We start from the raw sequence: 21,541 nt of genomic DNA, 5'->3' as shown, positions 1-21,541 counted from the left end.
GGACCTGCCCACTGCGGCAGGCACAGTCAAGGCACCCAAGCACACCAAAGAGGGCCCGATGAAAGGCAATAACGTTTCCAAATCCGCGATGTGGGTCCTGATGGCCCTGCTGATCCTCGGCCTCGGCGGCTTTGGTGTCACCAACCTTTCGGGCAACATTCACAGTGTCGGCTCGGTCGGCGACACCGAAATCGACCTCAACAAATATGCCCGCGCGCTGCAGGCCGAAATCCGCGCCCTCGAAGCAGATCGCGGCGAGCCGGTATCATTCGCGCAGGCGCAGGCCGTGGGGCTTGACACACAGGTGCTGTCACGTCTGGTTGCCGAGGCCGCGCTCGACCACGAAACCGCACAGCTGGGTCTGTCCATCGGTGACGAGAATCTGCGTGATCAGATCCTGGATATTCCGGGTTTTCGGGGCGTTAACGGTGAATTTGACCGAGAAGCCTATTCCTTTGCGCTCGATCAGGCCGGGCTGAGCGAAGCCGTCTTTGAAGAGGATGTGCGCACCGAAGCCGCCCGCACATTGCTGCAGGGGGCGATCATTTCGGGCGTCAGCGTCCCGCTCGCTTATACCGACACGCTGCTTACCTATGTAGGCGAAGTGCGTGATGTCACGCTGGCGACGCTGTCGCGCGGCGATCTGGCCACCGGCCTGCCCGAGCCGACCGAAGAGGACCTGCGCAGCTTTCACCAGGCACATCTGCCTGACTTCACGACGCCCGAAACCCGCAAGATCACCTATGCTTGGCTCACGCCCGAGATGATCATCGACGAGGTCGAAGTAGACGAGGCCGCCCTGCGCGAGGCATATCAGGCGCGGCTGGCTGAATTCGACCGCCCCGAACACCGCTTGGTCGAACGGCTCGCCTTCCCCGACCGCGCCGCCGCCGCTGCCGCCAAGGCCGAAATCGACGCCGGAACCCGCAGCTTTGAGGATTTCGTGCTGGAGCGCGGTCTGGAACTGAGTGACGTCGACATGGGCGATGTGTCAAAGGGCGATCTGGAAGGCGCCGGCGAAGACGTTTTCGCCGCCGATGCCGGTGACATCGTCGGGCCGCTGGACAGCCCCATCGGCCCTGCCCTTTTCCGCGTGAACGCTGTCCTGCAGGCAAGCAAGACCACTTTTGAAGAGGCCGAGCCGGAATTGCGCGACATGCTCGCTGCTGACCGTGCCCGCCGCGTGATCGACGCCCAGATCGACTCGGTCGACGACCTGCTCGCAGGCGGCGCCACGCTGGAGGATGTCGCGAGCGAGACCAATCTCGAACTGGGCCAGATCGAATGGCATGACGGTGTCGTGGAAGGCATCGGCGCCTATCCCGAATTTCGCCGGGCCGCCGCCGCGATCACCGCGACGGACTATCCTTCGGTTGCCACTCTGGAAGACGGCTCGATCTTTGCCATGCGCCTCGACGAGATCACCGAACCCGAGATCATGCCACTCGAAGAGGTGCGCGAAGCAGTGCGCGAGGCGTGGGTGTCGCAATCGGTTACCGACGCGCTGCGCGCCCAGGTTGCAGACCAGGTGACGGCGCTGGAAAATGGGGACAGTTTTCCAGATGCAGACCTAGACGGCGAGGCCGTGACCGGCCTTACGCGCCGTGGCTTCCAGCCGGGCACGCCACCCGAATTCATCGAAACCGTTTTCGGAATGAACGAAGGCGATGTCACACTGGTCGACGGCAACGAGCGCCTGTTCGTGCTGCGTCTCGACCGGGTCGCGCCGCCCAACGACGACGATCCCGAGCTGGCACAGCTGCGCAGGGGCCTGACCGATCAGGCTGCCAACGACATCGCCCAGGACCTCTATCAGGTGGTCGCCAACGATATTCGCAATCGCGCGGGGATCACGCTGGATCAGCAGGCGCTGAACGCCGTGCACGCGAACTTTCAGTAAGGCACACACGGGATGGAACTGACCCCCGCATTCGACGCGTTTGCCCCGCGCTTTGACGCCGGAGAGGCGCAGGTGGTCTATGCCCGCCTTGCCGCCGATCTCGATACGCCGGTGTCCCTGATGCTCAAGCTGACAGGCGCCGCACCAGACGCCTTCATGCTCGAATCCGTCACCGGTGGCGAAGTGCGCGGACGCTACTCGATCATCGGGATGAAACCCGATCTGGTCTGGAAGTGCCACGGCACCACCAGCCAGATCAACCGGCACGCCCGTTTCGACGGCGAAGCCTTCGAGGTCCAGGACGGTGATCCACTGGCCAATCTCCGCGCCCTGATCGCAGAGAGCCGCATCGACCTGCCCGAAGGCCTGCCAGCCGCCAGTGCCGGCCTTTTTGGCTATCTTGGCTATGACATGATCCGGCTGGTCGAACACCTGCCGAACGTCAATCCCGACCCGCTGGGCCTGCCGGACGCGGTGATGCTGCGCCCGTCGGTCATTGCGGTGCTGGACGGGGTCAAGGGCGAGGTGATCGTTGTGGCCCCGGCCTGGACAGGCAACGGACAATCCGCGCGCGCCGCTTACGCGCAGGCCGCTGAACGGGTCATGGATGCCGTACGCGATCTGGAACGCACCCTGCCCCGCGCCAGCCGCGAAATGGGCGAGGCGCACGAGGATGCGCCGCCCGTGTCGAACTTCACCCGAGCCGCCTACAAGGACGCGGTGGAGAAGGCCAAGGAATACATCCGCGCAGGCGACATTTTCCAGGTGGTGCCCTCGCAGCGCTGGACCCAGCCGTTCACGCAGCCCCCCTTTGCGCTTTATCGCAGTTTGCGGCGCACGAATCCGTCGCCCTTCATGTTCTATTTCAATTTCGGCGGCTTCCAGGTGGTGGGCGCCAGCCCCGAAATCCTCGTACGGGTCTTTGGCAACGAAGTTACAATCCGCCCGATCGCGGGCACGCGTCCGCGCGGGGCGACCCCGGAAGAGGATCGCGCCAACGAGGCCGATCTGATGGCCGACCCCAAGGAACTGGCCGAGCACCTGATGCTGCTCGATCTGGGGCGTAATGACACCGGCAAGGTGTCGAAAATCGGCACGGTGCGCCCGACGGAAAAATTCATCATCGAGCGTTACAGCCACGTCATGCATATCGTCAGCAACGTGGTGGGCGAGTTGGCCGAGGATCAAGACGCGCTGTCAGCGCTGCTGGCCGGGCTGCCTGCTGGCACGGTCAGCGGTGCGCCCAAGGTCCGCGCGATGGAGATCATCGACGAGTTGGAGCCGGAAAAGCGTGGCGTCTATGGTGGCGGTGTCGGCTATTTCAGCGCGGGCGGCGACATGGATGTCTGCATTGCCCTGCGCACGGCTGTGGTGAAGAACCAAAAACTCTACATTCAGGCCGGCGGCGGCATCGTCTACGACAGCGACCCCGAATCCGAATACATGGAAACGGTGCACAAATCGAACGCGATCCGCAGGGCCGCAGCGGATGCCGCCCGGTTCACCGGCGACGGCAATACCTGACGCGCCAGATTTTTCGCGAAAAATCTGTGTCAAAAATTTTCTGATTTCAGGACAGACTGCGCAGATGACCCGCCTCATCCTCTTCAACAAACCCCATGGCGTGCTGTCGCAATTCACCGACAAGGGCACTCAGGGCAGCCCGCGCGCGACCCTATCGGACTATATCGATTTGCCCGGCGTCTATCCTGCCGGGCGTCTGGATCGCGACAGCGAAGGCCTGCTGATCCTGACCGATGACGGCAAGCTGCAAGCGCGCATCGCCGATCCACGTTTCAAACAGCCCAAGACATATCTGGTCCAGGTCGAAGGCCTGCCCGATGAGGCCGCGCTGGACGCGCTCGCATCTGGCGTCATGCTAAAGGACGGACCGACCCGCCCTGCCGGGGTGCGCCGCATCGCGCCGCCCGATCTATGGCCGCGCGATCCGCCCGTGCGTTACCGCAAATCCGTGCCCGACAGCTGGCTGGAGATCACCATCACCGAAGGCCGAAACCGCCAAGTGCGACGCATGACCGCGCATGTCGGCCACCCGACACTGCGCCTCGTTCGCTGGCGGATCGGCGATTGGGCGCTGGACGGGATCGCACAGGGCGCATGGCGTGATGGCTGAGCTTCAGCGCTGCTCTGTCAGCACTGCAGAAATCGGCGCAATCGCGACGCTGCTGGCGCGATCCTGCAGCCCCCAGAGCAACAGCGCGCTGATCGTGTCGGCGCGCAGCCGGCCCAGCATGATCACTTCCCCCTGTCCACGCCCGGCCTTGAACGCCGCCTGATCCAGAAAGCGCCGGATCACGGTAGCGTTCTGTCCCTTGGCGTCGAAATCGCGGAACACGCTGCCGGTTGGCACGCCTTCGCGCGAGATCAGCTTGCGCGCGGTATCCAGCCCATTGGGAAACAGAACCAGCCCGTGACCGCTCTCCAACAGGATCGGGGCGAGCTGCTCGGCGGCGGCGCGCCCGGACTGCAGGCCGGTGCCCGTGCCTTCCAGCACCGCGACCGCCTCGGGCACGGCGTTCAGCACCATTTGCATGGCAATTTCAGTGTCGCTCGCCTGGGCGCCCTCTGGCAAATCCACCATCACCAGCACTTCGAAACCCGCATCGCGGTACCGCCGCATCGCTTCTGCCGCGCCGTCCCAGGTGGGATCGACGGCAAAACTCAACGGATAGGGAAAGCTCGACAAGGCGGGCAACCCGATGGGGCTGGTGCCGTCGTCGATCAGCACGATGGCCATCAGCGGCTTTCCCTCGGGGTTTTGAAACGGCACGGCGTTGGCTTCTATGGCCGGTAGCGCCTTTTCGGACGCATCGCGCTCCTCGGCAGGCGTTTCGGCAGCCCCAGTAGTGTCAGTAACGGATGGCAGGCGGTTGGTGGCCACATCCTCGGCAAGATCGCCGATGGTCTTCGATGGCACCGCAGCAATCGCATCGGCCGGAGCTTCGGTCGCGGCTTCCGCGTCGGGCGTGGGCACTTGAGCCCGGATATCGGGCGCGGCATCAGCGCCGGGCGCGTCAGGTTCCATTTCGGGGAAGGCGGCGGGGTCCACATCCACCGTGGGCTGCATCGGCTGGGCCGGATCGACCGAAATCGACATCGAGTCGTCGCCGCCCTCCGGTGCATCAGGCGCCGCGGCTTGCGGGCTGGGTTGCACGGCCGCGTCCTCGCCAAATTCCACGGCGCTGCCACCTGTCGCGACCTGCGGCGCGCTCAGGTTGGCCTGCGCGGTGCCGGTCTGCGGGACCGCGGCGGGCTGCATGTCCTCATCCTTGATCTCGCTCAGATCGTCGGGCACCGAGTTGCTCACCTCCGGGGCGCCTTCGACTCGTGGCACCGCATCAGGCTGCGAGGTCAACGCCACTGGTTCGTCCTCTCTCCCCTGGTTGAACTGTGATCCTGCGGGCACCTCGAGTGCTGCCGCCTCGGGGAGTACCGCCGCCTCGGGCGCCGCGCGTTGCGGCTTCCCGGTCAGCACGGATGCAGTTCCCAGCCCCAGAGCCGCCACCACCGTGCCGGCGATTATCCCTCCAAAAAAACCCTGTGCCATCTCTAATTCATCCCTACCGCTGTTTGCGCCTCTTGACGGTGCCAGCTAACCCTGAACATGTATATCGCGACCAAGGCCCCGGCCTCCACCCCCCATTCGCACGAGGCGCAAAATGCTGCTCTTGATAGATAACTACGACAGTTTTACCTACAATCTCGTGCATTATTTGGGCGAACTGGATGCCGAGGTGCTGGTCAGGCGCAACGACGCGCTGGATGTGCAGGCGGCGATGGCGTTGCGCCCGGATGGCATCGTGCTGTCACCGGGGCCCTGCGACCCGGATCAGGCAGGGATCTGTCTGGCGCTGACGGCGGCTGCGGCCGAAACGGGCATTCCGTTGCTGGGCGTTTGCCTGGGGCATCAGACCATCGGACAGGCCTTTGGCGGCAAAGTGGTGCGCCACTCCGAGATCGTGCATGGCAAGATGGGACAGGTAAAGCATGGGGGCAAAGGCGTTTTTGCCGGACTGCCATCACCGTTCGAGGCCACGCGCTATCACAGCCTCGTGGTCGAGCGCGCCAGCCTGCCCGAGGTGCTGGAAGTAACCGCAGAGCTGGAGGATGGCACGATCATGGGACTGCAACACAAGAGCCTTCCCATCCACGGCGTTCAGTTCCACCCCGAGTCGATTGCCTCGCAGCATGGGCATGCGCTGCTCAAGAATTTCCTCGACATGATGCCGCAGAAAGCCGGGGTTCCCGCATGAGTGACAACCTCAAACCCCTGATCGGCATCGCCGCCGACCGCCCGCTCACCCGCGCCGAAGCCGAGACCGCCTTTGACCACCTCTTTGAAGGCGAGGCGACCCCCAGCCAGATCGGCGGGTTGCTGATGGCGCTGCGCACGCGCGGAGAAACGGTAGACGAATATACCGCCGCCGCCGCTGTCATGCGCGCCAAGTGCAAACCGGTGCGCGCCCCCAAAGGCGCGATGGACATCGTTGGCACCGGAGGCGACGGCAAGGGCACGCTGAACATCTCGACCGCGACGGCCTTTGTGGTCGCGGGGGCGGGTGTGCCCGTGGCCAAGCATGGCAACCGCAACCTCAGTTCCAAGTCGGGCGCCGCCGACGCCCTCGGCCAGATGGGCGTCAACGTGATGGTCGGCCCGGAGGTTGCTGAAAAGGCGCTTGAAAAGGCCGGTATCGCCTTCATGATGGCGCCGATGCACCACCCTGCGATTGCCCATGTCATGCCGACCCGGACCGAGCTGGGCACGCGCACGATCTTCAACATCCTCGGGCCGCTGACCAACCCTGCGGGCGTCAAACGCCAACTCACCGGTGCATTCGCACGCGACCTGATCCGCCCGATGGCCGAAACGCTTGGCCTGCTGGGATCAGAGCGCGCCTGGCTGGTGCATGGCAGCGACGGCACCGACGAGATGACCATCACCGGCGTCACCTGGGTCGCCGCGCTTGAGACTGATGGCAGCGTCAAGGAGTGCGAACTGCACCCCGAGGATTTCGGCCTGCCGGTGCATCCGTTCGAGGATATTCTCGGCGGTACACCCGAGGAGAACGGGATCGCTTTCCGGGCCCTGCTGAACGGGGAAAAGAACGCTTACCGCGACGCGGTCCTGCTCAATGCCGCCGCAGCGCTGGTAATCGCCGACCATGCGCCCGACCTCAAGACGGGGGTTGCACAGGCCCGAGAGAGTATCGACAGTGGGGCCGCCCGCACACGGCTGGAAACCCTCGCCCAAGTGACATCGGAGACCAAATGACTACCCCCAACATCCTGGAAAAGATCAAGGCCTACAAGCTCGAGGAAGTGGCAGCAGCCAAGCAGGAGGTGTCGCCCGACGAGATGCACGAGCGCGCCATCGCTGCCCCCCCTGTGCGCAATTTCCAGGAGGCGCTGACACAGGCCAGCAAACAGGGCTATGGCCTGATTGCCGAGATCAAGAAGGCCAGCCCGTCCAAGGGGCTGATCCGCGAGGATTTCGACCCCGAGGCGCTGGCTGTGGCCTACGAAGAAGGCGGCGCGTCCTGCCTGAGCGTTCTGACCGATACGCCCAGCTTCCAAGGGGCCAAGGAGTACCTGACGCTTGCCCGCGCCGCGTGCAGCCTGCCGGTGCTGCGCAAGGATTTCATGTATGACCCATATCAAGTGAGCGAGGCGCGCGCGTTGGGGGCAGATTGCATCCTGATCATCATGGCCAGCGTGACCGATGAAGAGGCCGCCGAACTGGAGGCCACCGCCGAACGCTGGGGCATGAATTCCATCATCGAGGTCCATAACGAGGCCGAGATGAAGCGCGCGGAACAGCTGAATTCGACCTTGATCGGGATCAACAACCGCGATTTGAATACGTTCGAAACATCGCTTGATGTCACGCGCCATCTGGCCCGCATCGCCCCTGTCGATGCGCTGTTGATTTGCGAAAGCGGGCTGGAAACCTCCAAGGATCTGGCCGACATGGCCCGCTACGGCACACGCTGTTTCCTCATCGGCGAGACGCTGATGCGCGCCGATGACGTGGCCGCTGCGACCCGCGCCATCCTGGCCAGCCCGCTGACCAGCGGAGCAATGTAGTGACCGGCCTTACGCATTTCGACGGCAAGGGCGACGCGCATATGGTCGATGTCTCGGCCAAGGCGGTGACGGATCGGATCGCGGTGGCGGAATGCCACATCACCATGGCGCCGCAAACCTTCGAAATCGTATCGGAAGGGCGCGCCAAGAAAGGCGATGTCCTGTCCGTGGCACGACTCGCCGGAATCATGGGGGCCAAGAAGACGCCCGATCTGATTCCGCTGTGCCATCCGCTGCCGATCGCCTCTGTTGCCGTGGAATTGACCCTAGATGCGGATCTGCCCGGCGTGCGGATAGAAGCAACGGTCAAGACCACAGGCCAGACCGGCGTCGAGATGGAAGCGCTGACCGCCGCCGCCACGGCGGCACTGACGGTCTATGACATGGTCAAGGCTGTCGACCGCGCCATGCAGGTCGGCGGCTTGCGCGTGATGCTGAAAGATGGCGGAAAATCAGGGCGGTACAGCGCGGAATGATCTCGGTCGATGACGCTCTGAACCATCTGTTTGCGCTGACATCCCCGATGCAGGTCGAAACCGTGCCGCTGGTGCAGGCCGCCGGGCGCGTGCTGGCGCGGCCCATGCAGGCCCTGCGCGATCAGCCCCCCTTTGCCGCCTCGGCGATGGATGGCTATGCGCTTCGCGGCGCCGATGCCACCCCCGGCGCGCAGTTCGACGTGATCGCAGAGGCCGCGGCCGGGCACGGCTATGCCGGCACCGTACCCGCGGGCAAGGCCGTGCGCATCTTTACCGGCGCGCCGCTGCCCGAGGGCTGCGACCGGGTCATCATCCAAGAGGACGTGACCCGCGAAGGTGACCGGATCACCTTGGGCGACAAGCTCGATTCCGGGTGGCATGTGCGCCCCGCCGGTGGTGATTTCCGGGAGGGTGGCGAATTTGCCGCGCCGCGCCTGCTGCGCCCGCAGGATATCGCCCTGCTGGCCGCGATGAACATCGCCGAAGTTCCGGTCTACCGCAAACCCAGCGTGGCGGTGATCGCCACCGGGGATGAGCTGGTCATGCCGGGCGAAACCCCGGGTCGGGATCAGATCATCGCCTCGAACTCTTTCGGGCTCAAGGCGCTTCTGGACGCGAACGGGGCCGAGGCGCATCTGCTGCCGATTGCACGCGATACCGTGACCGCGCTCGAGACCGCTTTCGATCTGGCGCAGGGGGCGGACCTGATCATCACCATCGGCGGTGCGTCGGTCGGCGATCACGATCTGGTCGGTTCGGTGGCACAGGCGCAGGGTATGGCGCGCAGCTTTTACAAGGTCGCGATGCGGCCCGGCAAACCGCTGATGGCGGGACGCATGGGCGATGCCACGATGATCGGGTTGCCGGGCAATCCGGTCTCGGCGATGGTCTGCGGGCATGTCTTTGTCCTGCCCGTATTACGCGCGATGCTGGGGCTGGGCGCGGCCCCTGCCCCGCGTAAAAAGGCAGCACTGGCAGTGGCGATGCCCGCTAACGGGCCACGCGAACATTACATGCGCGCGAAGATCGGCCCCGACGGCCTGCACCCAGCGACACAACAGGACAGTGCGCTGCTGTCGGTTCTGGCGGATGCCGACGCGCTTCTGGTCCGGCCGCCCGGCGACAAGCCCCGCCAGGCAGGCGATGTCATGCAGTATATCCCACTCTGACCCAGAGAACGGGGATCGTGCCCGGCTGTTGACACAAAACGGGAACATGCGTAGAACAAAAGGAAATCGACGCAGCCAAAGGACCCACCAGATGCTGACCAAAAAACAGCTCGATCTGCTGACATACATCAACAAATGTGTTCAGCGCGACGGCGTTCCCCCGAGTTTCGACGAAATGAAAGTGGCGCTTGATCTGCGGTCCAAATCGGGCATTCACCGGCTGATCACTGCGCTGGAGGAACGCGGGTTCATCCGCCGCCTTGCGCACCGCGCCCGCGCGCTCGAGATCGTGAAGCTGCCGGAAGCCTTGGGCGGGGCGCCCACGACCGGCTTCAGCCCGCGGGTGATCGACGGCGACAAGCCCTCGGCACCGCAGCCCGCCAATGCCCTCCCCATCGAGGCGGTGCATGCAATGGAACTGCCGGTGATGGGCCGGATCGCCGCCGGTGTGCCGATCGAGGCCATTCAGCACGCTTCGCATAACGTGGCCGTGCCCGGTGCGATGATCAAAGGCCCCGGCGAGCATTACGCGCTGGAAGTCAAAGGCGATTCGATGATCGACGCAGGCATCAACGACGGTGATATCGTCGTGATCCGCGAGACGAACGTGGCCGAGAATGGCGATATTGTCGTGGCGCTGGTCGAAGATCAGGAAGCAACGCTGAAACGGTTCTTTCGCCGGGGCAGTGCCATCGCGCTGGAGGCGGCCAACCCCGCCTACGAAACCCGCGTCCTGCCGAGCGACAAGGTCAAGGTACAGGGCCGACTCGTCGGGCTGATCCGCACATATTGAGCGCTCAACGCGGGCGGGTGTTCCACAGCCGCGCGCCGGTGACCTGGCGCGCGCTGACCATGCGCAGCCCCTTGTCACTGCTGTAGAGCGCCAGCGCACCGGTGCGGCGCAACGTGCCGGGATGCACGATCTGACAGGGCAGCCCTCCGGGCGCGATGGTCGGCGCGGTGTTCAGCACCAGCCACTCTGCCCCGCCGCACCCGGTCAAGGCCTCTGCCGCGCGTTTGCCGCGCAGCGCCGCGATCTTGACGCCACCGGGGGCCGGATCCGTCCAGCGTGTTGCGGCCTGCGCCTGTTCGGCCGCATCGCCGTCATTCTCCAGCCAGTTCTGCGCGATGAAGCCCGCTCCTCGCCCGGCACTCAGCGCGCGGCCGTCGGGCGTCATCACCCCGACCAGGCTGCCGGTGTCGGAAATCAGCACATCGGGCCGTGTTGTTTGCGACCAGAGCACCAGCGCCAACACCATTGGCACCGCCCCCAACACCCGCGAGCGCCCCTGCCATAGCGCCAGGAACAGCCCGCCAAGCGCCAGCAACGGCAGCACAGCGGACCCGGGGCTGACCACCGTGCCGCGCGCTCCTTCGAGATTCGAGACCACATGGGCCACGCCCAATATCCAGTCCAGCCCCAGCCCCATGATCGTCAGTCCGATCCATTCGAAACCGAAGGGCAGCAAGCACGCCGCCAACACCGCTGCGGGCATCACCACGGCCCCCATCAAGGGCACGCTGAGCAGATTGGCGATCAGGCCGTAATGCGCGAACTGGTTGAAATGTGCCGCGGCAATCGGTGCGGTCGCTAGCCCCGCCACCGTCGAGGATATCACCACCGCCAGAACCGGGCGCAGCCAGCGCGGCCCCTTCAGGGCTTCGCGGGCATTGATCCAGCCAAAGACCGCCACCAATGCGGTGGTCGCGGCGAAGGACATCTGGAAACCGGGGCCGAGCAGTGCCTCTGGGCGCAAGCACAGGACGATGATCGCCGCCAACGCCACGGCGCGCAGGCTGAAGGCGCGCCGGTTCAACATCACGGCCACCAGCACCACCGCCGCCATGACAAAGGCGCGTTCGGTCGCCACATTGCCCCCCGAAAGCGCCAGATACACGGCTGCCACAGCCAGCGCGATGGCTGCTGCCAGCGGTTTGACCGGCGCGCGCAGGGCGATCCACGGCACCGCCGCCAGCGCGATCCGCAAGGTGGCAAAGACGAACCCCGCCAAAAGCCCCATATGCAGCCCCGAGATGGCCAACAGATGCGCCAGATTCGTCACCCGCAGCGCTGTCAGCGTCTCCTGCCCCATTCCGGCGCGGTCCCCGGTCATGATCGCTGCGGCAAAGGCCCCGGCCTCGCCCGGCAATTCGGCCTGTACACGTGCCGACAGCGCCATGCGCGCTGCAAAAAGCCGTTGCTCGCCATCGGGCGGCGCCAGTGCCAGCAGCGGCACACGGGTATAGCCCACGGCACCAACACCCAGAAACCAGGCATGGCGCTGAAAATCAAACCCGCCCGGTTCCACCGGCCCGCTCGGCGGTGCCAGATGTCCGGTTGTCATCACCCTCAGTCCGGGCACCGGATCACTGCCCTTGATCGGGCTGTGCAGGGACAATCGCACGCGTCTGGGCGTGCGCTCGGGGGCTACATCGCGCAACACCACGCGGTCCAGCGTCACCCGCACCTTGTCGCTGGCCGACCGGTCGATGCCGACCACCCGTCCCTCTACCGGGCCATAGTAGCGCCAGCCCAGCACCGGCCCTTCGACCCAATGGGCGCGCGCGCCCGCGATCATCCCCCCAGCCAGCACCAGCGCAACACCGACCGCGAGCGGCGATATCGCCTCGTTCAGAAAGCGGGACAGGATGGCAAACGCCGCACAAGCCATTACGGTGCAGGTGAAAGTAAAGGCATCCGGTTCGAACTTCAGCGCGAAATAGAGGCCGATACCGCACCCGAGACAGACCGGCACCCAGACAAAGAGATGACCGCGCTGCATCAACAGCACGGCGCGCAGATATCCAAGCGTCCGGGGCACTTGTTTCCCCCCATGCAGGCCGATAAACAGACCTTCAGGCTAGCCCTGCCACCCTTACCGAAAGGTTAATTCCGCCCATGTCGCAACAAGTCGTGACCCGTTTTGCCCCGTCTCCGACCGGCTATCTTCATATTGGTGGCGCACGCACGGCGCTCTTCAACTGGCTGTTTGCACGCGGGCGTGGCGGCCGCTTCCTGCTGCGGATCGAGGACACGGACAAGGCGCGTTCGACACCGGAGGCAACGCAGGCGATTCTGGATGGAATGGCGTGGATGGGACTGGATCATGACGGAGATGTGATCAGCCAGGCCGCACGCGCCGACCGCCACGCCGAAGTGGCGCATCGGATGCTGGCGGCTGGCAAGGCGTACAAATGCTTTGCAACGCAGGAAGAGATTCAGGCCTTTCGCGACAACGCCAGGGCCGAAGGGCGCTCCACCCTCTATCACAGCCCTTGGCGCGATGCGGATCCGGCCACGCATCCCGATGCGCCCTTCGTGGTGCGGATCAAGGCCCCCCGCGACGGCGCCACGATCATTCGCGACGCGGTGCAGGGCGACGTGACGATCCGCAATGACCAGCTTGATGATATGGTGTTGCTGCGCTCGGACGGTACGCCAGTCTACATGCTGGCCGTGGCGGTAGATGATTTCGACATGGGCGTGACCCATGTGATCCGCGGCGACGATCACCTCAATAACGCGGCCCGGCAGATGATGATCTATGACGCGATGGGCTGGCCCCTGCCCGTCTATGCCCATATCCCGTTGATCCACGGCCCGGACGGCAAGAAACTGAGCAAACGCCACGGCGCGCTCGGTACTGTCGAATATCAGCAGATGGGCTATCCCGCCTCGGGGATGCGCAACTACCTTGCACGGCTGGGCTGGAGCCACGGCGACGACGAATTCTTTACTGACGCGCAGGCGCAGGAATGGTTCGACCTGGACGGCATCGGCAAATCCCCTGCCCGGTTCGATTTCAAGAAACTGGAAAATATCTGTGGGCACCACATCGCCGCGACAGACGATGCTGCACTGCTGCATGAATTGGCAGAGTTCCGGCGCGCGGTCGACCTGCCCGCGCTCAGCCCGGAAAAAAATGCCCTCCTTCTCAGCGGTATGTACTGCCTCAAGGAGCGCGCGCGCACCTACCCGGAGTTGCTTGAAAAAGCAGAGTTTATTCTGGCAGACCGGCCAATTGTGCCAGACGAGAAGGCCGCGGCGCAGCTTACTGATGTATCCCGCGGTATACTGAGAGAATTGACGCCGCACCTGCAAAATGCTAGTTGGACCCGAGAAAACCTCGAGGCGTCAGCCAATGCGTTCGCCGCCGAAAAAGAAATGAAGTTCGGCAAGCTGGCAGGCCCGATGCGGGCAGCTTTGGCAGGACGCAGCGCCACACCGAGTGTGTTCGACATGATGCTGATCCTGGGACAGGAAGAGACACTGGCCCGGCTCGGCGACGCCGCACAGGGCGACGGCTGACCCGACGGATCATTCGTCCGCGCAGCCAGACGTAACAGACGCCCCTGGTGCCGAAACACCCCGGGGCCACAGAGGGAGACCGCCGTATGGCCGACAGCAAGAAAAGTGCAAAACTGAGCATCGACGGCAAGGACTATGAACTACCAGTCTTTTCGCCCACCGCCGGCCCGGATGTGATTGACATCCGCAAGCTTTACGCGCAAGCAGGCGTCTTTACCTACGATCCCGGCTTTACCTCGACCGCCAGTTGCGACAGCACCATCACCTTTATCGACGGTGACAAGGGCGAATTGCTGCATCGTGGCTATCCCATCGATCAGTTGGCCGAAAAATCCCATTACCTCGAAGTGTGCTACATCCTGCTCTATGGCGAACTGCCATCGGCTGCCCAGCTGGAGGATTTCGAGAGCCGCGTGACCAATCACACGATGTTGCACGAGCAGATGAAATATCTGTTCCGTGGCTTCCGCCGCGACGCGCATCCGATGGCGATCATGGTCGGCGTGGTCGGTGCGCTCAGCGCGTTCTACCACGACAGCACCGACATCAACGATCCCTGGCAGCGCGAAGTCGCCTCGGTCCGGATGATTGCCAAGATGCCGACAATCGCGGCGATGGCCTTCAAATACACGATCGGCCAGCCTTTCGTCTATCCGCGCAACGATCTCGATTATGCGTCGAATTTCCTGCGCATGTGCTTTGCCGTGCCCGCCGAAGATTACGAGGTAAACCCGATCCTTTCGCGCGCGATGGACCGTATCTTTACCCTGCACGCGGATCACGAGCAGAACGCATCGACCTCTACCGTGCGGTTGGCATCATCTTCGGGGGCGAATCCCTTCGCCTGTATCGCCGCCGGTATCGCCTGCCTTTGGGGCCCCGCACATGGCGGTGCGAACCAGGCATGTCTGGAAATGCTGCGCGAGATCGGCACAGTGGACCGCATCCCCGAATTCATCGCGCGCGCCAAGGACAAGAACGATCCGTTCCGCCTGATGGGCTTTGGCCACCGCGTCTACAAGAATTTCGACCCCCGCGCGACGGTGATGAAACAGTCCGCCGACGAAGTTCTGGAACTGCTCGGCACCGAAGACAACCCGACCTTGCAGGTTGCCAAGGAGCTGGAGAAGCAGGCGCTTGAGGACGATTACTTCGTCGACAAGAAGCTGTTCCCGAACGTCGATTTCTATTCCGGCATCATCCTTGAAGCGATGGGTTTCCCCACGTCGATGTTCACGCCGATCTTTGCCGTCAGCCGGACGGTTGGCTGGATCTCGCAGTGGAAGGAAATGATTGCCGATCCACAACTCAAGATCGGCCGCCCTCGCCAGCTCTATGTCGGCGAGACGCGGCGCGATTACGTGGATATCGAAAACCGTTAAGTTCAAAAGGCGGCGACAGGATCACTGTCGCCGCCTTTGTTTCTGCCTCGGAAAACCTGTCGCGCAATGCGCCCCGTCGACATGGCGGCCGCTGTCAGCGCCCTTCGAATTTCGGCGCGCGTTTGTCCATGAAGGCCACCACGCCTTCCTTGAAATCGCGCGACTTGCCGCATTCACCCTGCAGTTTTGCCTCCAGTTCCAGTTGCGCATCAAGGCTGTTGTCCCAACTGCTGCGAATGGCCGATTTGAGATGCGCGTAGGCCTGCATCGGCCCGCGTGCCAGATGTTCCGCGCGGGCGCGCCAGTGGGCGTCAAAATCGGCGTCCGGCACCGCCTCCCAGATCATGCCCCAGTCGCTGGCCTGCCGAGCTGTGACCGGCTCGGCAAAGAGCGCGGCCCCCATCGCCTTGGCCGCCCCCATCTGGCGCGGCAGCCAATAGGTGCCGCCCGCGTCGGGGATCAGGCCGATGCGGGTGAATGCCTGCAGGAACACGGCGCTTTCGGTCGCGATCACCACGTCAGCAGCAAGCGCAAGGTTCGCTCCCGCCCCGGCGGCCGCACCGTTGACCGCACTGATCGTCGGCACCGGGCATTCCATGATCGCGCGCAGCATCGGCACGTATTCCTCGCGCAGCACCCGTTCGATATCCAGCGAGGCGGCGCTGCCTCCGTCGCCCAGATCCTGCCCCGAGCAGAACGCCCGCCCCTCGCCGGTGATCACCAGCACATGCGCGCGGCGCCCGGCCTCGCGGGCTGCATCGGTGATCTCGGCGCGCATCTGCGTACTCAGCGCATTCATCTTGCCCGCGCGGTTCAGACGCAGCACGGCAATGTCGTCGGTGATGTCAAAGGTGATGGTGGAATAGTCTTTCACGGCGCCGATTTCCCTGATCTGTGAATTGGCGCTGATTGGACGCGATTTGCGCCCCGAGGAAAAGCGAAACCGTGCGTCACTCGTCCATAATCTGGCGCAACCGCGCCTCTTCGGTCTCGGTCAGGGCACCCGGCCCTGCGGGCTCTGCCCGGGCGCGGCGTCGAATATAGAGCACGGCAATGCCTGCGCCCAGCAGCAGCATCGCAGGTCCTGCCAGCCACAGGACGGCGTTGCTGCCGCCCATCTGCGGCTTCAGCAGAACATATTCGCCGTAACGGTCAACGATGAAACTGACCACCTCGCTGTCCGTATCGCCCTTGGTCAGGCGATCCCGCACCAGCAGGCGCAGATCGCGAGCAAGTTCGGCGTTGGAATCGTCGATGCTCTCGTTGCGGCACACAAGGCAGCGCAGCCCGGACGAAATTTCGCGCGCCCGCGCCTCCAGCGCCGGGTCATCCAGCATCTCGTCTGGTTGCACGGCCAGAACCGGCGCCGCGATCAGGCATAACAGCAGGATCAGACGCCTCATTCCGCAGGCACCCCTTGCACCGGTGCCACTTTGCGCGCGCCGGCGGCCACGCGGTAGCGCCGGTCACTCAGCGACAGCATGCCGCCCAACGCCATCAGGATCGCGCCGCCCCAGATCCAGTTGGCCAGCGGCTTGTGATAGGTACGCACCGCCCAGCCACCACCATCCTGCGGGTCGCCGATCACTACGTAGATATCGCGCAAAAACCCGTTATCGATACCGGCCTCGGTGGTCGGCATCTGCGCGACCGGATAGAACCGTTTCTCGGGATGCAGCACACCGATCACATCGTCGCCGCGTGTCAGGGTGAAATCGCCGGTGGTCGAGATATAGTTCGGCCCCTGCACCCGGCGCACATCGTCGAGCGTCACGGTATAGCCTGCCAGGTCAATGCTGTCGCCGACCTGCGCCACGCGGATATCCTCGGTCGCCCAAGCATTCATCGCGGCCACGCCGGCCATCGTGATCCCCAGACCGCCATGCGCCACCGCCTTGCCCCAGTCGGCGCGCGGCAGGCGCGTCAGACGGCGCAGCCGGTCCCTGATATCCCCGGTGCGTCCGGTACGCGTCCACAGGTCGGTCACCGATCCTCCCACCAGCCACGCCGCCAGAAACAGGCCCATCGGCCCAAGCGCGCTGCGTCCGGTCTGCATCGCAAAGGCCAGCAACCCCGCCGCAATGGCCAGCACGAATGCCGGGGCCAACGCTCGGAGGATGCGCCCGAACGATCCGCGTTTCCACGGCAGCATCGCACCCACCGGCAACACGAGGCCCAGCAACACCATGAAAGGCGTGAAGGCAAGATCGAAGAAAGGCGCCCCGACCGACAGCTTGCGGTCAAAGAACAGCTCGGACACTAGCGGCCAGATGGTGCCGACAAAGACGATGAAACAGGCCACGCCAAGCAGCAGATTGTTCAGAACCAACATCGATTCGCGGCTTTTGACGGCAAAAACACCCTTGGCCTGCATCGCACTGGCGCGCGCGGCAAACATGGTTAACCCGCCCATCATGAACAGCGCCGTGATCGCCAGCAGGAACATCCCGCGTTCAGGATCATTGGCAAAGGCATGTACGCTGGTCAGAACGCCCGACCGGGTGATGAACGCCCCGATCATCGAGAATCCAAAAGCGATGATGGCCAGCAGGATCGTCCAGCTTTTCAGGCTTTCGCGCTTTTCCACCACGATGGCGGAATGCAGCAGCGCCGCCGCGATCAGCCACGGCATGAAGCTGGCATTCTCGACCGGGTCCCAGAACCAGAAACCGCCCCAACCCAGCTCGTAATAGGCCCACCAACTGCCCAGTGCGATCCCGATGGTCAGGAAGATCCACGCCGCCAGCGTATAGGGCCGCACCCAGCGCCCCCAAGCGGCATCGACGCGCCCTTCGATCAAGGCAGCGATGGCAAAGCTGTAAGTCATCGAGAGGCCGACATAGCCCAGATAGAGGAACGGCGGATGGAACGCGAGGCCGGGATCCTGCAACAGCGGGTTGAGATCCTGCCCGTCAAAGGGTGGCACCACAAGACGCAGGAAGGGGTTGGACGTGAAGATGAGAAAGGCAAGGAATGCCACACCGATCATCGCCTGCACCGCCAGCACACGCGCCTTCAGGCTGGGAGGCAGGTTGGTGCCGAACCAGGCCACGCAAGCCCCGAAGAGCGTGACAATCAGGATCCACAACAGCATCGAGCCTTCGTGATTGCCCCAGACGCCGGTGATCTTGTAAAGCAGCGGCTTGGCCGAATGGCTGTTGAGCGTCACCAGCCGTAACGAGAAATCCGAAGTGACAAATGCCCAAGTGAGCGCCGCGAAACTTGCGGCGGTCAACAGGAATTGCGCGGTCGCCGCCGGGGCCGCCACCGCCATCCAGCCGGGCCAACGCTTATGTGCACCGATCAGCGGCAGAACGGCCTGAACGCAGGCCACGCAAAAGGCGAGGATCAGGGCAAAATGGCCAAGCTCTGTAATCATGCGCTTATCATAGGCCGAAGGCACCGGCGCGCCAATCGCAATCGGCGCGCCGGGGTGAACACATTGTCGCGGGCTGGGCGTTCTCAAGCGCGTCGGCTGCGCCGCCACTCCTCCAACGCCGCGTTCGGTTCGGTGTCGCCTGCATCGGCAATCGAAATACCATCGCCCGCCTCTGCGGCCCTGCGATCCAGCCTTTCCAGCGCATCAATATTGGCGATCACCTGCGGCGTCTGTGCCAGCGTGCTGGCGATGGATCGCTGAAACTCCTGTCCCTTGAACTGATGCCGCGCACCAAAATAGAACGACACGACCACGCCCAGCAGCCACCATAACGGCTCTGGCACCAACGCGATGCCCTGCATCCGCGCGGCGAACCATATCGGATCCACCATCGCGGCGACAAAGAGCCCCAGCGTGCCCATCGCCAGCGCCGGACGCGGCAGGCGGTTCACACCATCCATGAAACGATCGAAACCGCCCCGCTGGCGGGCCGCGAACTCTGCGGCGAACTGTTCCAGTGCCTGCGCACGCTCTTCAGTGCGCCGCTTCGCACCGGCTTCGGCGTTTTCGCGAAACACCTCTGCCGCCTCGACCACCACGTTGCGGCCATTGCCGAACACCATGGCCAACACTCTCTCGATCAGTCCCATGCCGCGACCCTTTCATTGAACTCGGCCGCGCTCAGGTGATAGCGGCGAGACATGAACTCTTCGGCGCGCCGGATCCACCCGCCCTTGCCGCCCGAGCGGGTGCGGGCATATTTGCGGCTGGCCGGGCGGCTGTCGGCGAGGTGAAAGTAATAGTTGCGCCGCGCGATCGCGTAGGCATCGGCGATGTGATCGGGCGCATCGGCAGCGGCGCGGGCCGCAGCAGCGATGGTTTGCGGGCCGATGGCCCCGTCCACGGCGATGTCATGGCCCATGCGGCGCAGCAGACGTTGCAGGATTTTCACCGCATTGGCTCCGGCATTCACATACATGTCGAACACGCTGGCCTGCAGAACCTCGGGCAGTCTGCCGATGCCGGGCCGTTCAAAGTAGTGCCGGACAAAGATCGTTTCGGCCTGCGAGCGGCTCAACGCGCGCACATCGCTGGTGTCGATCTTTCCGTCCCCGGTCAGATCCAGACCAAGGCGACGCATCGTATGGATGGTCACGCCGTATTTGGTCGCCCCACCCGGGTCATCCGGGTCGTCGACAAAGCCCCCCTCGCGGGCGACGATTTCACTGGCAATCTGTTCAACTGATTTCATCTGGCGGCCCCTTTGCCCTCGACTTGCGAGGAGAAAGGCTGCGCCTTAGCCGTTAAGGGCGCGTTTACCCATCGGACGGTTCCTGGTAGACGCCCTGCTCTTTCAGCGCATCCACCACTTCCTTGGGCATATAGCTTTCATCATGCTTGGCAAGGATCTCGGTCGCGGTGAAAATCGCACCGTCATAGCGGCCAAGCCCCACCATGCCCTGATTCTCCTCGAAAAGATCAGGCAGGACGCCGGTATATTCCACCGGAATGGACGCCCCGCCATCGGTCACGGAAAAGCGCACCGTCTCGCCCTGGCCGCGTTGCAGCGTGCCGGTCTCGACCAGCCCGCCAATCCGAAACACTTCGGTCGGGCTTGGCGGAGCCGCAATGACCTCGCTCGGGCTGCGAAAGAAGTTGATGCCGTCGCGCATCGCGTAGCCAATCAGCACCGTCGACAGGATCAACGCCACCCCGGCCAGGGCGATGATCTGAATGCGGCGCTGTTTCTTGAGCGATTTCATCGGGCGGCCTGCGGTCCGGTCACGTTACGGGAAAACCGGAGCCAACATCAGCCCGGCGGTCTCCTCCTCACCTAACATCAGATTGGCGTTCTGCAAGGCCTGTCCGCTGGAGCCCTTGGTCAGGTTATCCAGTACAGCAATGACGATGGCGCGTCCTGGGATGCGGTCGCCGCTGACGCCGATATGGCAGAAATTGCTGCCCCGGATGTGCCGCGTGCTTGGGGTCTGGCCATAGGGCAACACTTGCAGAAACGGCTCGTCCGCATAGGCGCCAGCCAGCGCCGCATGGATCGCCTCAGGCTCGCCCTTCACGTAAACAGTGGCAATTATCCCTCTGTTTGCAGGCAATAAATGCGGCGTGAACTGCACTTTCACCTCGCGCCCTGCAATAGCGGAAAATTCCTGATCGAACTCAGCAAGGTGCCGATGTGTGCCACCCACGCCGTAGGCATGCGCGCCCTCTGACAGCTCTGCATGCAGCAGATTTTCCTTCAGGCTGCGGCCCGCGCCGCTCACCCCGGTCTTGAGGTCGATGATGATATCGTCCAGATCGATCAACTTGCCCGCGATCAAAGGCCGCAGGGCATATTGCCCGGTCGCCGCGTTGCACCCCGTGCCCGCCACCAGACGCGCGCCGCGAATGTCTTCGCGGTAGAACTCGGTCAGCCCGTAAACTGCCTCGGCCTGACACTCCAGCGCCGCATGCGCCCCGCCGTACCACTTGGCGTAGACGTCTGGATCGCGCAGCCGGAAGTCGGCGCTGAGATCGACAATCTTCAACGTCTTGGGCAGGTCGCGAATGACCGCCTGGCTGGTGGCATGGGGCAGCGCACAAAAGCACAGGTCGATGCCGGAGAAATCAATCTCGTCGATGGTCACGAGGTCCGGCAGATCAAGGTGGCGCAGATGCGGAAAGACGTCCGCCATCGACTGGCCTGCCTTGGAATTGGCACCCAGCGCCTTGATCTGCATGTTCGGATGGGTGGCAATCAGCCGGACCAGTTCGGCCCCGGTGTAGCCCGATGCGCCAAGGATGGCGATGGAATGTGTCATGGTAA

General features: G+C 63.9%; 20 protein-coding genes. 11 read left to right on the top strand and 9 right to left on the bottom strand.

What is annotated here, in order from left to right:
- Nucleotides 1-58: 58 nt before the first annotated feature.
- The 3 genes from O3306_RS11625 (at nucleotide 59) to O3306_RS11615 (ending at nucleotide 4,034) form a co-directional block, all read left to right on the top strand.
- Complete coding sequence (locus O3306_RS11625) at nucleotides 59-1,900, top strand: peptidylprolyl isomerase (RefSeq protein ID WP_272007307.1); 1,842 nt, start codon at nucleotides 59-61, stop codon at nucleotides 1,898-1,900.
- A gap of 12 nt (nucleotides 1,901-1,912) precedes the next feature.
- On the top strand, nucleotides 1,913-3,424 hold the full coding sequence (gene trpE, locus O3306_RS11620; RefSeq protein ID WP_272007304.1) for an anthranilate synthase component I: 1,512 nt from the start codon (nucleotides 1,913-1,915) through the stop codon (nucleotides 3,422-3,424).
- A gap of 64 nt (nucleotides 3,425-3,488) precedes the next feature.
- Nucleotides 3,489-4,034, top strand: coding sequence for a pseudouridine synthase (locus O3306_RS11615; RefSeq protein WP_272007301.1), 546 nt, complete (start codon nucleotides 3,489-3,491; stop codon nucleotides 4,032-4,034).
- Nucleotides 4,035-4,037: 3 nt separating this feature from the next.
- On the opposite strand, the gene O3306_RS11610 is transcribed toward O3306_RS11615, so the two are convergent.
- Nucleotides 4,038-5,468 (bottom strand): divergent polysaccharide deacetylase family protein, encoded by a 1,431-nt coding sequence (locus tag O3306_RS11610; protein WP_272007299.1) that lies wholly within the window; start codon nucleotides 5,466-5,468, stop codon nucleotides 4,038-4,040.
- Nucleotides 5,469-5,580: 112 nt separating this feature from the next.
- On the opposite strand from O3306_RS11610, the gene O3306_RS11605 reads away from it, so the two are divergent.
- From O3306_RS11605 to lexA, 6 genes are all read left to right on the top strand, one after another.
- On the top strand, nucleotides 5,581-6,174 hold the full coding sequence (locus O3306_RS11605; RefSeq protein ID WP_272007296.1) for an anthranilate synthase component II: 594 nt from the start codon (nucleotides 5,581-5,583) through the stop codon (nucleotides 6,172-6,174).
- Nucleotides 6,171-7,193 (top strand): anthranilate phosphoribosyltransferase, encoded by a 1,023-nt coding sequence (gene trpD, locus O3306_RS11600; protein ID WP_272007293.1) that lies wholly within the window; start codon nucleotides 6,171-6,173, stop codon nucleotides 7,191-7,193. The genes O3306_RS11605 and trpD overlap by 4 nt, the downstream gene beginning before the upstream one ends.
- Nucleotides 7,190-8,005, top strand: a complete 816-nt coding sequence (trpC, locus tag O3306_RS11595) for an indole-3-glycerol phosphate synthase TrpC (protein WP_272007290.1) — start codon at nucleotides 7,190-7,192, stop codon at nucleotides 8,003-8,005. Before trpD ends, trpC begins: the two co-directional genes overlap by 4 nt.
- Nucleotides 8,005-8,481 (top strand): cyclic pyranopterin monophosphate synthase MoaC, encoded by a 477-nt coding sequence (moaC, locus tag O3306_RS11590; protein WP_272007287.1) that lies wholly within the window; start codon nucleotides 8,005-8,007, stop codon nucleotides 8,479-8,481. Before trpC ends, moaC begins: the two co-directional genes overlap by 1 nt.
- Nucleotides 8,478-9,650, top strand: a complete 1,173-nt coding sequence (locus O3306_RS11585; RefSeq protein ID WP_272007285.1) for a molybdopterin molybdotransferase MoeA — start codon at nucleotides 8,478-8,480, stop codon at nucleotides 9,648-9,650. The genes moaC and O3306_RS11585 overlap by 4 nt, the downstream gene beginning before the upstream one ends.
- Before the next feature lie 91 nt (nucleotides 9,651-9,741).
- Nucleotides 9,742-10,443: a transcriptional repressor LexA gene (gene lexA / locus O3306_RS11580; RefSeq protein ID WP_272007283.1), complete on the top strand. Its 702-nt coding sequence runs from the start codon at nucleotides 9,742-9,744 to the stop codon at nucleotides 10,441-10,443.
- A 4-nt stretch (nucleotides 10,444-10,447) separates the two neighbouring features.
- On the opposite strand, the gene O3306_RS11575 is transcribed toward lexA, so the two are convergent.
- Nucleotides 10,448-12,472 carry a ComEC/Rec2 family competence protein gene (locus O3306_RS11575; protein ID WP_442969995.1) on the bottom strand — a complete coding sequence of 675 codons (2,025 nt, stop codon included), beginning with the start codon at nucleotides 12,470-12,472 and terminating at the stop codon, nucleotides 10,448-10,450.
- Between the two features lie 77 nt (nucleotides 12,473-12,549).
- On the opposite strand from O3306_RS11575, the gene gltX reads away from it, so the two are divergent.
- Nucleotides 12,550-13,959 (top strand): glutamate--tRNA ligase, encoded by a 1,410-nt coding sequence (gene gltX, locus O3306_RS11570; protein ID WP_272007279.1) that lies wholly within the window; start codon nucleotides 12,550-12,552, stop codon nucleotides 13,957-13,959.
- A gap of 86 nt (nucleotides 13,960-14,045) precedes the next feature.
- Nucleotides 14,046-15,341: a citrate synthase gene (gltA, locus tag O3306_RS11565; RefSeq protein WP_272007276.1), complete on the top strand. Its 1,296-nt coding sequence runs from the start codon at nucleotides 14,046-14,048 to the stop codon at nucleotides 15,339-15,341.
- Nucleotides 15,342-15,435: 94 nt separating this feature from the next.
- Here gltA and O3306_RS11560 read toward each other — a convergent pair whose 3' ends face one another.
- The 7 genes from O3306_RS11560 to argC form a co-directional block, all read right to left on the bottom strand.
- Complete coding sequence (locus tag O3306_RS11560) at nucleotides 15,436-16,215, bottom strand: enoyl-CoA hydratase-related protein (RefSeq protein ID WP_272007273.1); 780 nt, start codon at nucleotides 16,213-16,215, stop codon at nucleotides 15,436-15,438.
- 76 nt (nucleotides 16,216-16,291) lie between these two features.
- Nucleotides 16,292-16,744 carry a cytochrome c-type biogenesis protein gene (locus tag O3306_RS11555; protein WP_272007271.1) on the bottom strand — a complete coding sequence of 151 codons (453 nt, stop codon included), beginning with the start codon at nucleotides 16,742-16,744 and terminating at the stop codon, nucleotides 16,292-16,294.
- A complete protein-coding gene (locus O3306_RS11550) occupies nucleotides 16,741-18,720 on the bottom strand; it encodes a heme lyase CcmF/NrfE family subunit (RefSeq protein WP_272007268.1) in 1,980 nt (659 codons plus the stop codon). The genes O3306_RS11555 and O3306_RS11550 overlap by 4 nt, the downstream gene beginning before the upstream one ends.
- An 83-nt stretch (nucleotides 18,721-18,803) precedes the next feature.
- Nucleotides 18,804-19,370, bottom strand: a complete 567-nt coding sequence (locus O3306_RS11545) for a holin family protein (protein ID WP_272007267.1) — start codon at nucleotides 19,368-19,370, stop codon at nucleotides 18,804-18,806.
- Entirely contained in the window at nucleotides 19,361-19,972 is a 612-nt protein-coding gene (locus O3306_RS11540; RefSeq protein ID WP_272007266.1) for a holin-associated N-acetylmuramidase, read from the bottom strand. The genes O3306_RS11545 and O3306_RS11540 overlap by 10 nt, the downstream gene beginning before the upstream one ends.
- A gap of 64 nt (nucleotides 19,973-20,036) precedes the next feature.
- Nucleotides 20,037-20,483 (bottom strand): cytochrome c maturation protein CcmE, encoded by a 447-nt coding sequence (gene ccmE, locus O3306_RS11535; RefSeq protein ID WP_272007264.1) that lies wholly within the window; start codon nucleotides 20,481-20,483, stop codon nucleotides 20,037-20,039.
- Between the two features lie 24 nt (nucleotides 20,484-20,507).
- Nucleotides 20,508-21,536: an N-acetyl-gamma-glutamyl-phosphate reductase gene (gene argC / locus O3306_RS11530; protein ID WP_272007262.1), complete on the bottom strand. Its 1,029-nt coding sequence runs from the start codon at nucleotides 21,534-21,536 to the stop codon at nucleotides 20,508-20,510.
- Between the last annotated feature and the right edge of the window lie 5 nt (nucleotides 21,537-21,541).

The organism is Roseovarius sp. ZX-A-9, from assembly GCF_028369135.1.
Classification (GTDB): domain Bacteria; phylum Pseudomonadota; class Alphaproteobacteria; order Rhodobacterales; family Rhodobacteraceae; genus Roseovarius.
Note: the sequence above shows the minus strand (reverse complement) of the source record. Positions and strands in the feature narration are given on the sequence as shown.

Bases quoted from the DNA above. Each gene is read 5' to 3' on its own strand.
- O3306_RS11625 (WP_272007307.1), top strand. From the start codon at position 59: ATGAAAGGCAATAACGTTTCCAAATCCGCGATGTGGGTCCTGATGGCC.
- trpE (WP_272007304.1), top strand. From the start codon at position 1,913: ATGGAACTGACCCCCGCATTCGACGCGTTTGCCCCGCGCTTTGACGCC.
- O3306_RS11615 (WP_272007301.1), top strand. From the start codon at position 3,489: ATGACCCGCCTCATCCTCTTCAACAAACCCCATGGCGTGCTGTCGCAA.
- O3306_RS11610 (WP_272007299.1), bottom strand. From the start codon at position 5,468: ATGGCACAGGGTTTTTTTGGAGGGATAATCGCCGGCACGGTGGTGGCG.
- O3306_RS11605 (WP_272007296.1), top strand. From the start codon at position 5,581: ATGCTGCTCTTGATAGATAACTACGACAGTTTTACCTACAATCTCGTG.
- trpD (WP_272007293.1), top strand. From the start codon at position 6,171: ATGAGTGACAACCTCAAACCCCTGATCGGCATCGCCGCCGACCGCCCG.
- trpC (WP_272007290.1), top strand. From the start codon at position 7,190: ATGACTACCCCCAACATCCTGGAAAAGATCAAGGCCTACAAGCTCGAG.
- O3306_RS11585 (WP_272007285.1), top strand. From the start codon at position 8,478: ATGATCTCGGTCGATGACGCTCTGAACCATCTGTTTGCGCTGACATCC.
- lexA (WP_272007283.1), top strand. From the start codon at position 9,742: ATGCTGACCAAAAAACAGCTCGATCTGCTGACATACATCAACAAATGT.
- gltX (WP_272007279.1), top strand. From the start codon at position 12,550: ATGTCGCAACAAGTCGTGACCCGTTTTGCCCCGTCTCCGACCGGCTAT.
- gltA (WP_272007276.1), top strand. From the start codon at position 14,046: ATGGCCGACAGCAAGAAAAGTGCAAAACTGAGCATCGACGGCAAGGAC.
- O3306_RS11555 (WP_272007271.1), bottom strand. From the start codon at position 16,744: ATGAGGCGTCTGATCCTGCTGTTATGCCTGATCGCGGCGCCGGTTCTG.
- O3306_RS11550 (WP_272007268.1), bottom strand. From the start codon at position 18,720: ATGATTACAGAGCTTGGCCATTTTGCCCTGATCCTCGCCTTTTGCGTG.
- O3306_RS11545 (WP_272007267.1), bottom strand. From the start codon at position 19,370: ATGGGACTGATCGAGAGAGTGTTGGCCATGGTGTTCGGCAATGGCCGC.
- O3306_RS11540 (WP_272007266.1), bottom strand. From the start codon at position 19,972: ATGAAATCAGTTGAACAGATTGCCAGTGAAATCGTCGCCCGCGAGGGG.
- ccmE (WP_272007264.1), bottom strand. From the start codon at position 20,483: ATGAAATCGCTCAAGAAACAGCGCCGCATTCAGATCATCGCCCTGGCC.
- argC (WP_272007262.1), bottom strand. From the start codon at position 21,536: ATGACACATTCCATCGCCATCCTTGGCGCATCGGGCTACACCGGGGCC.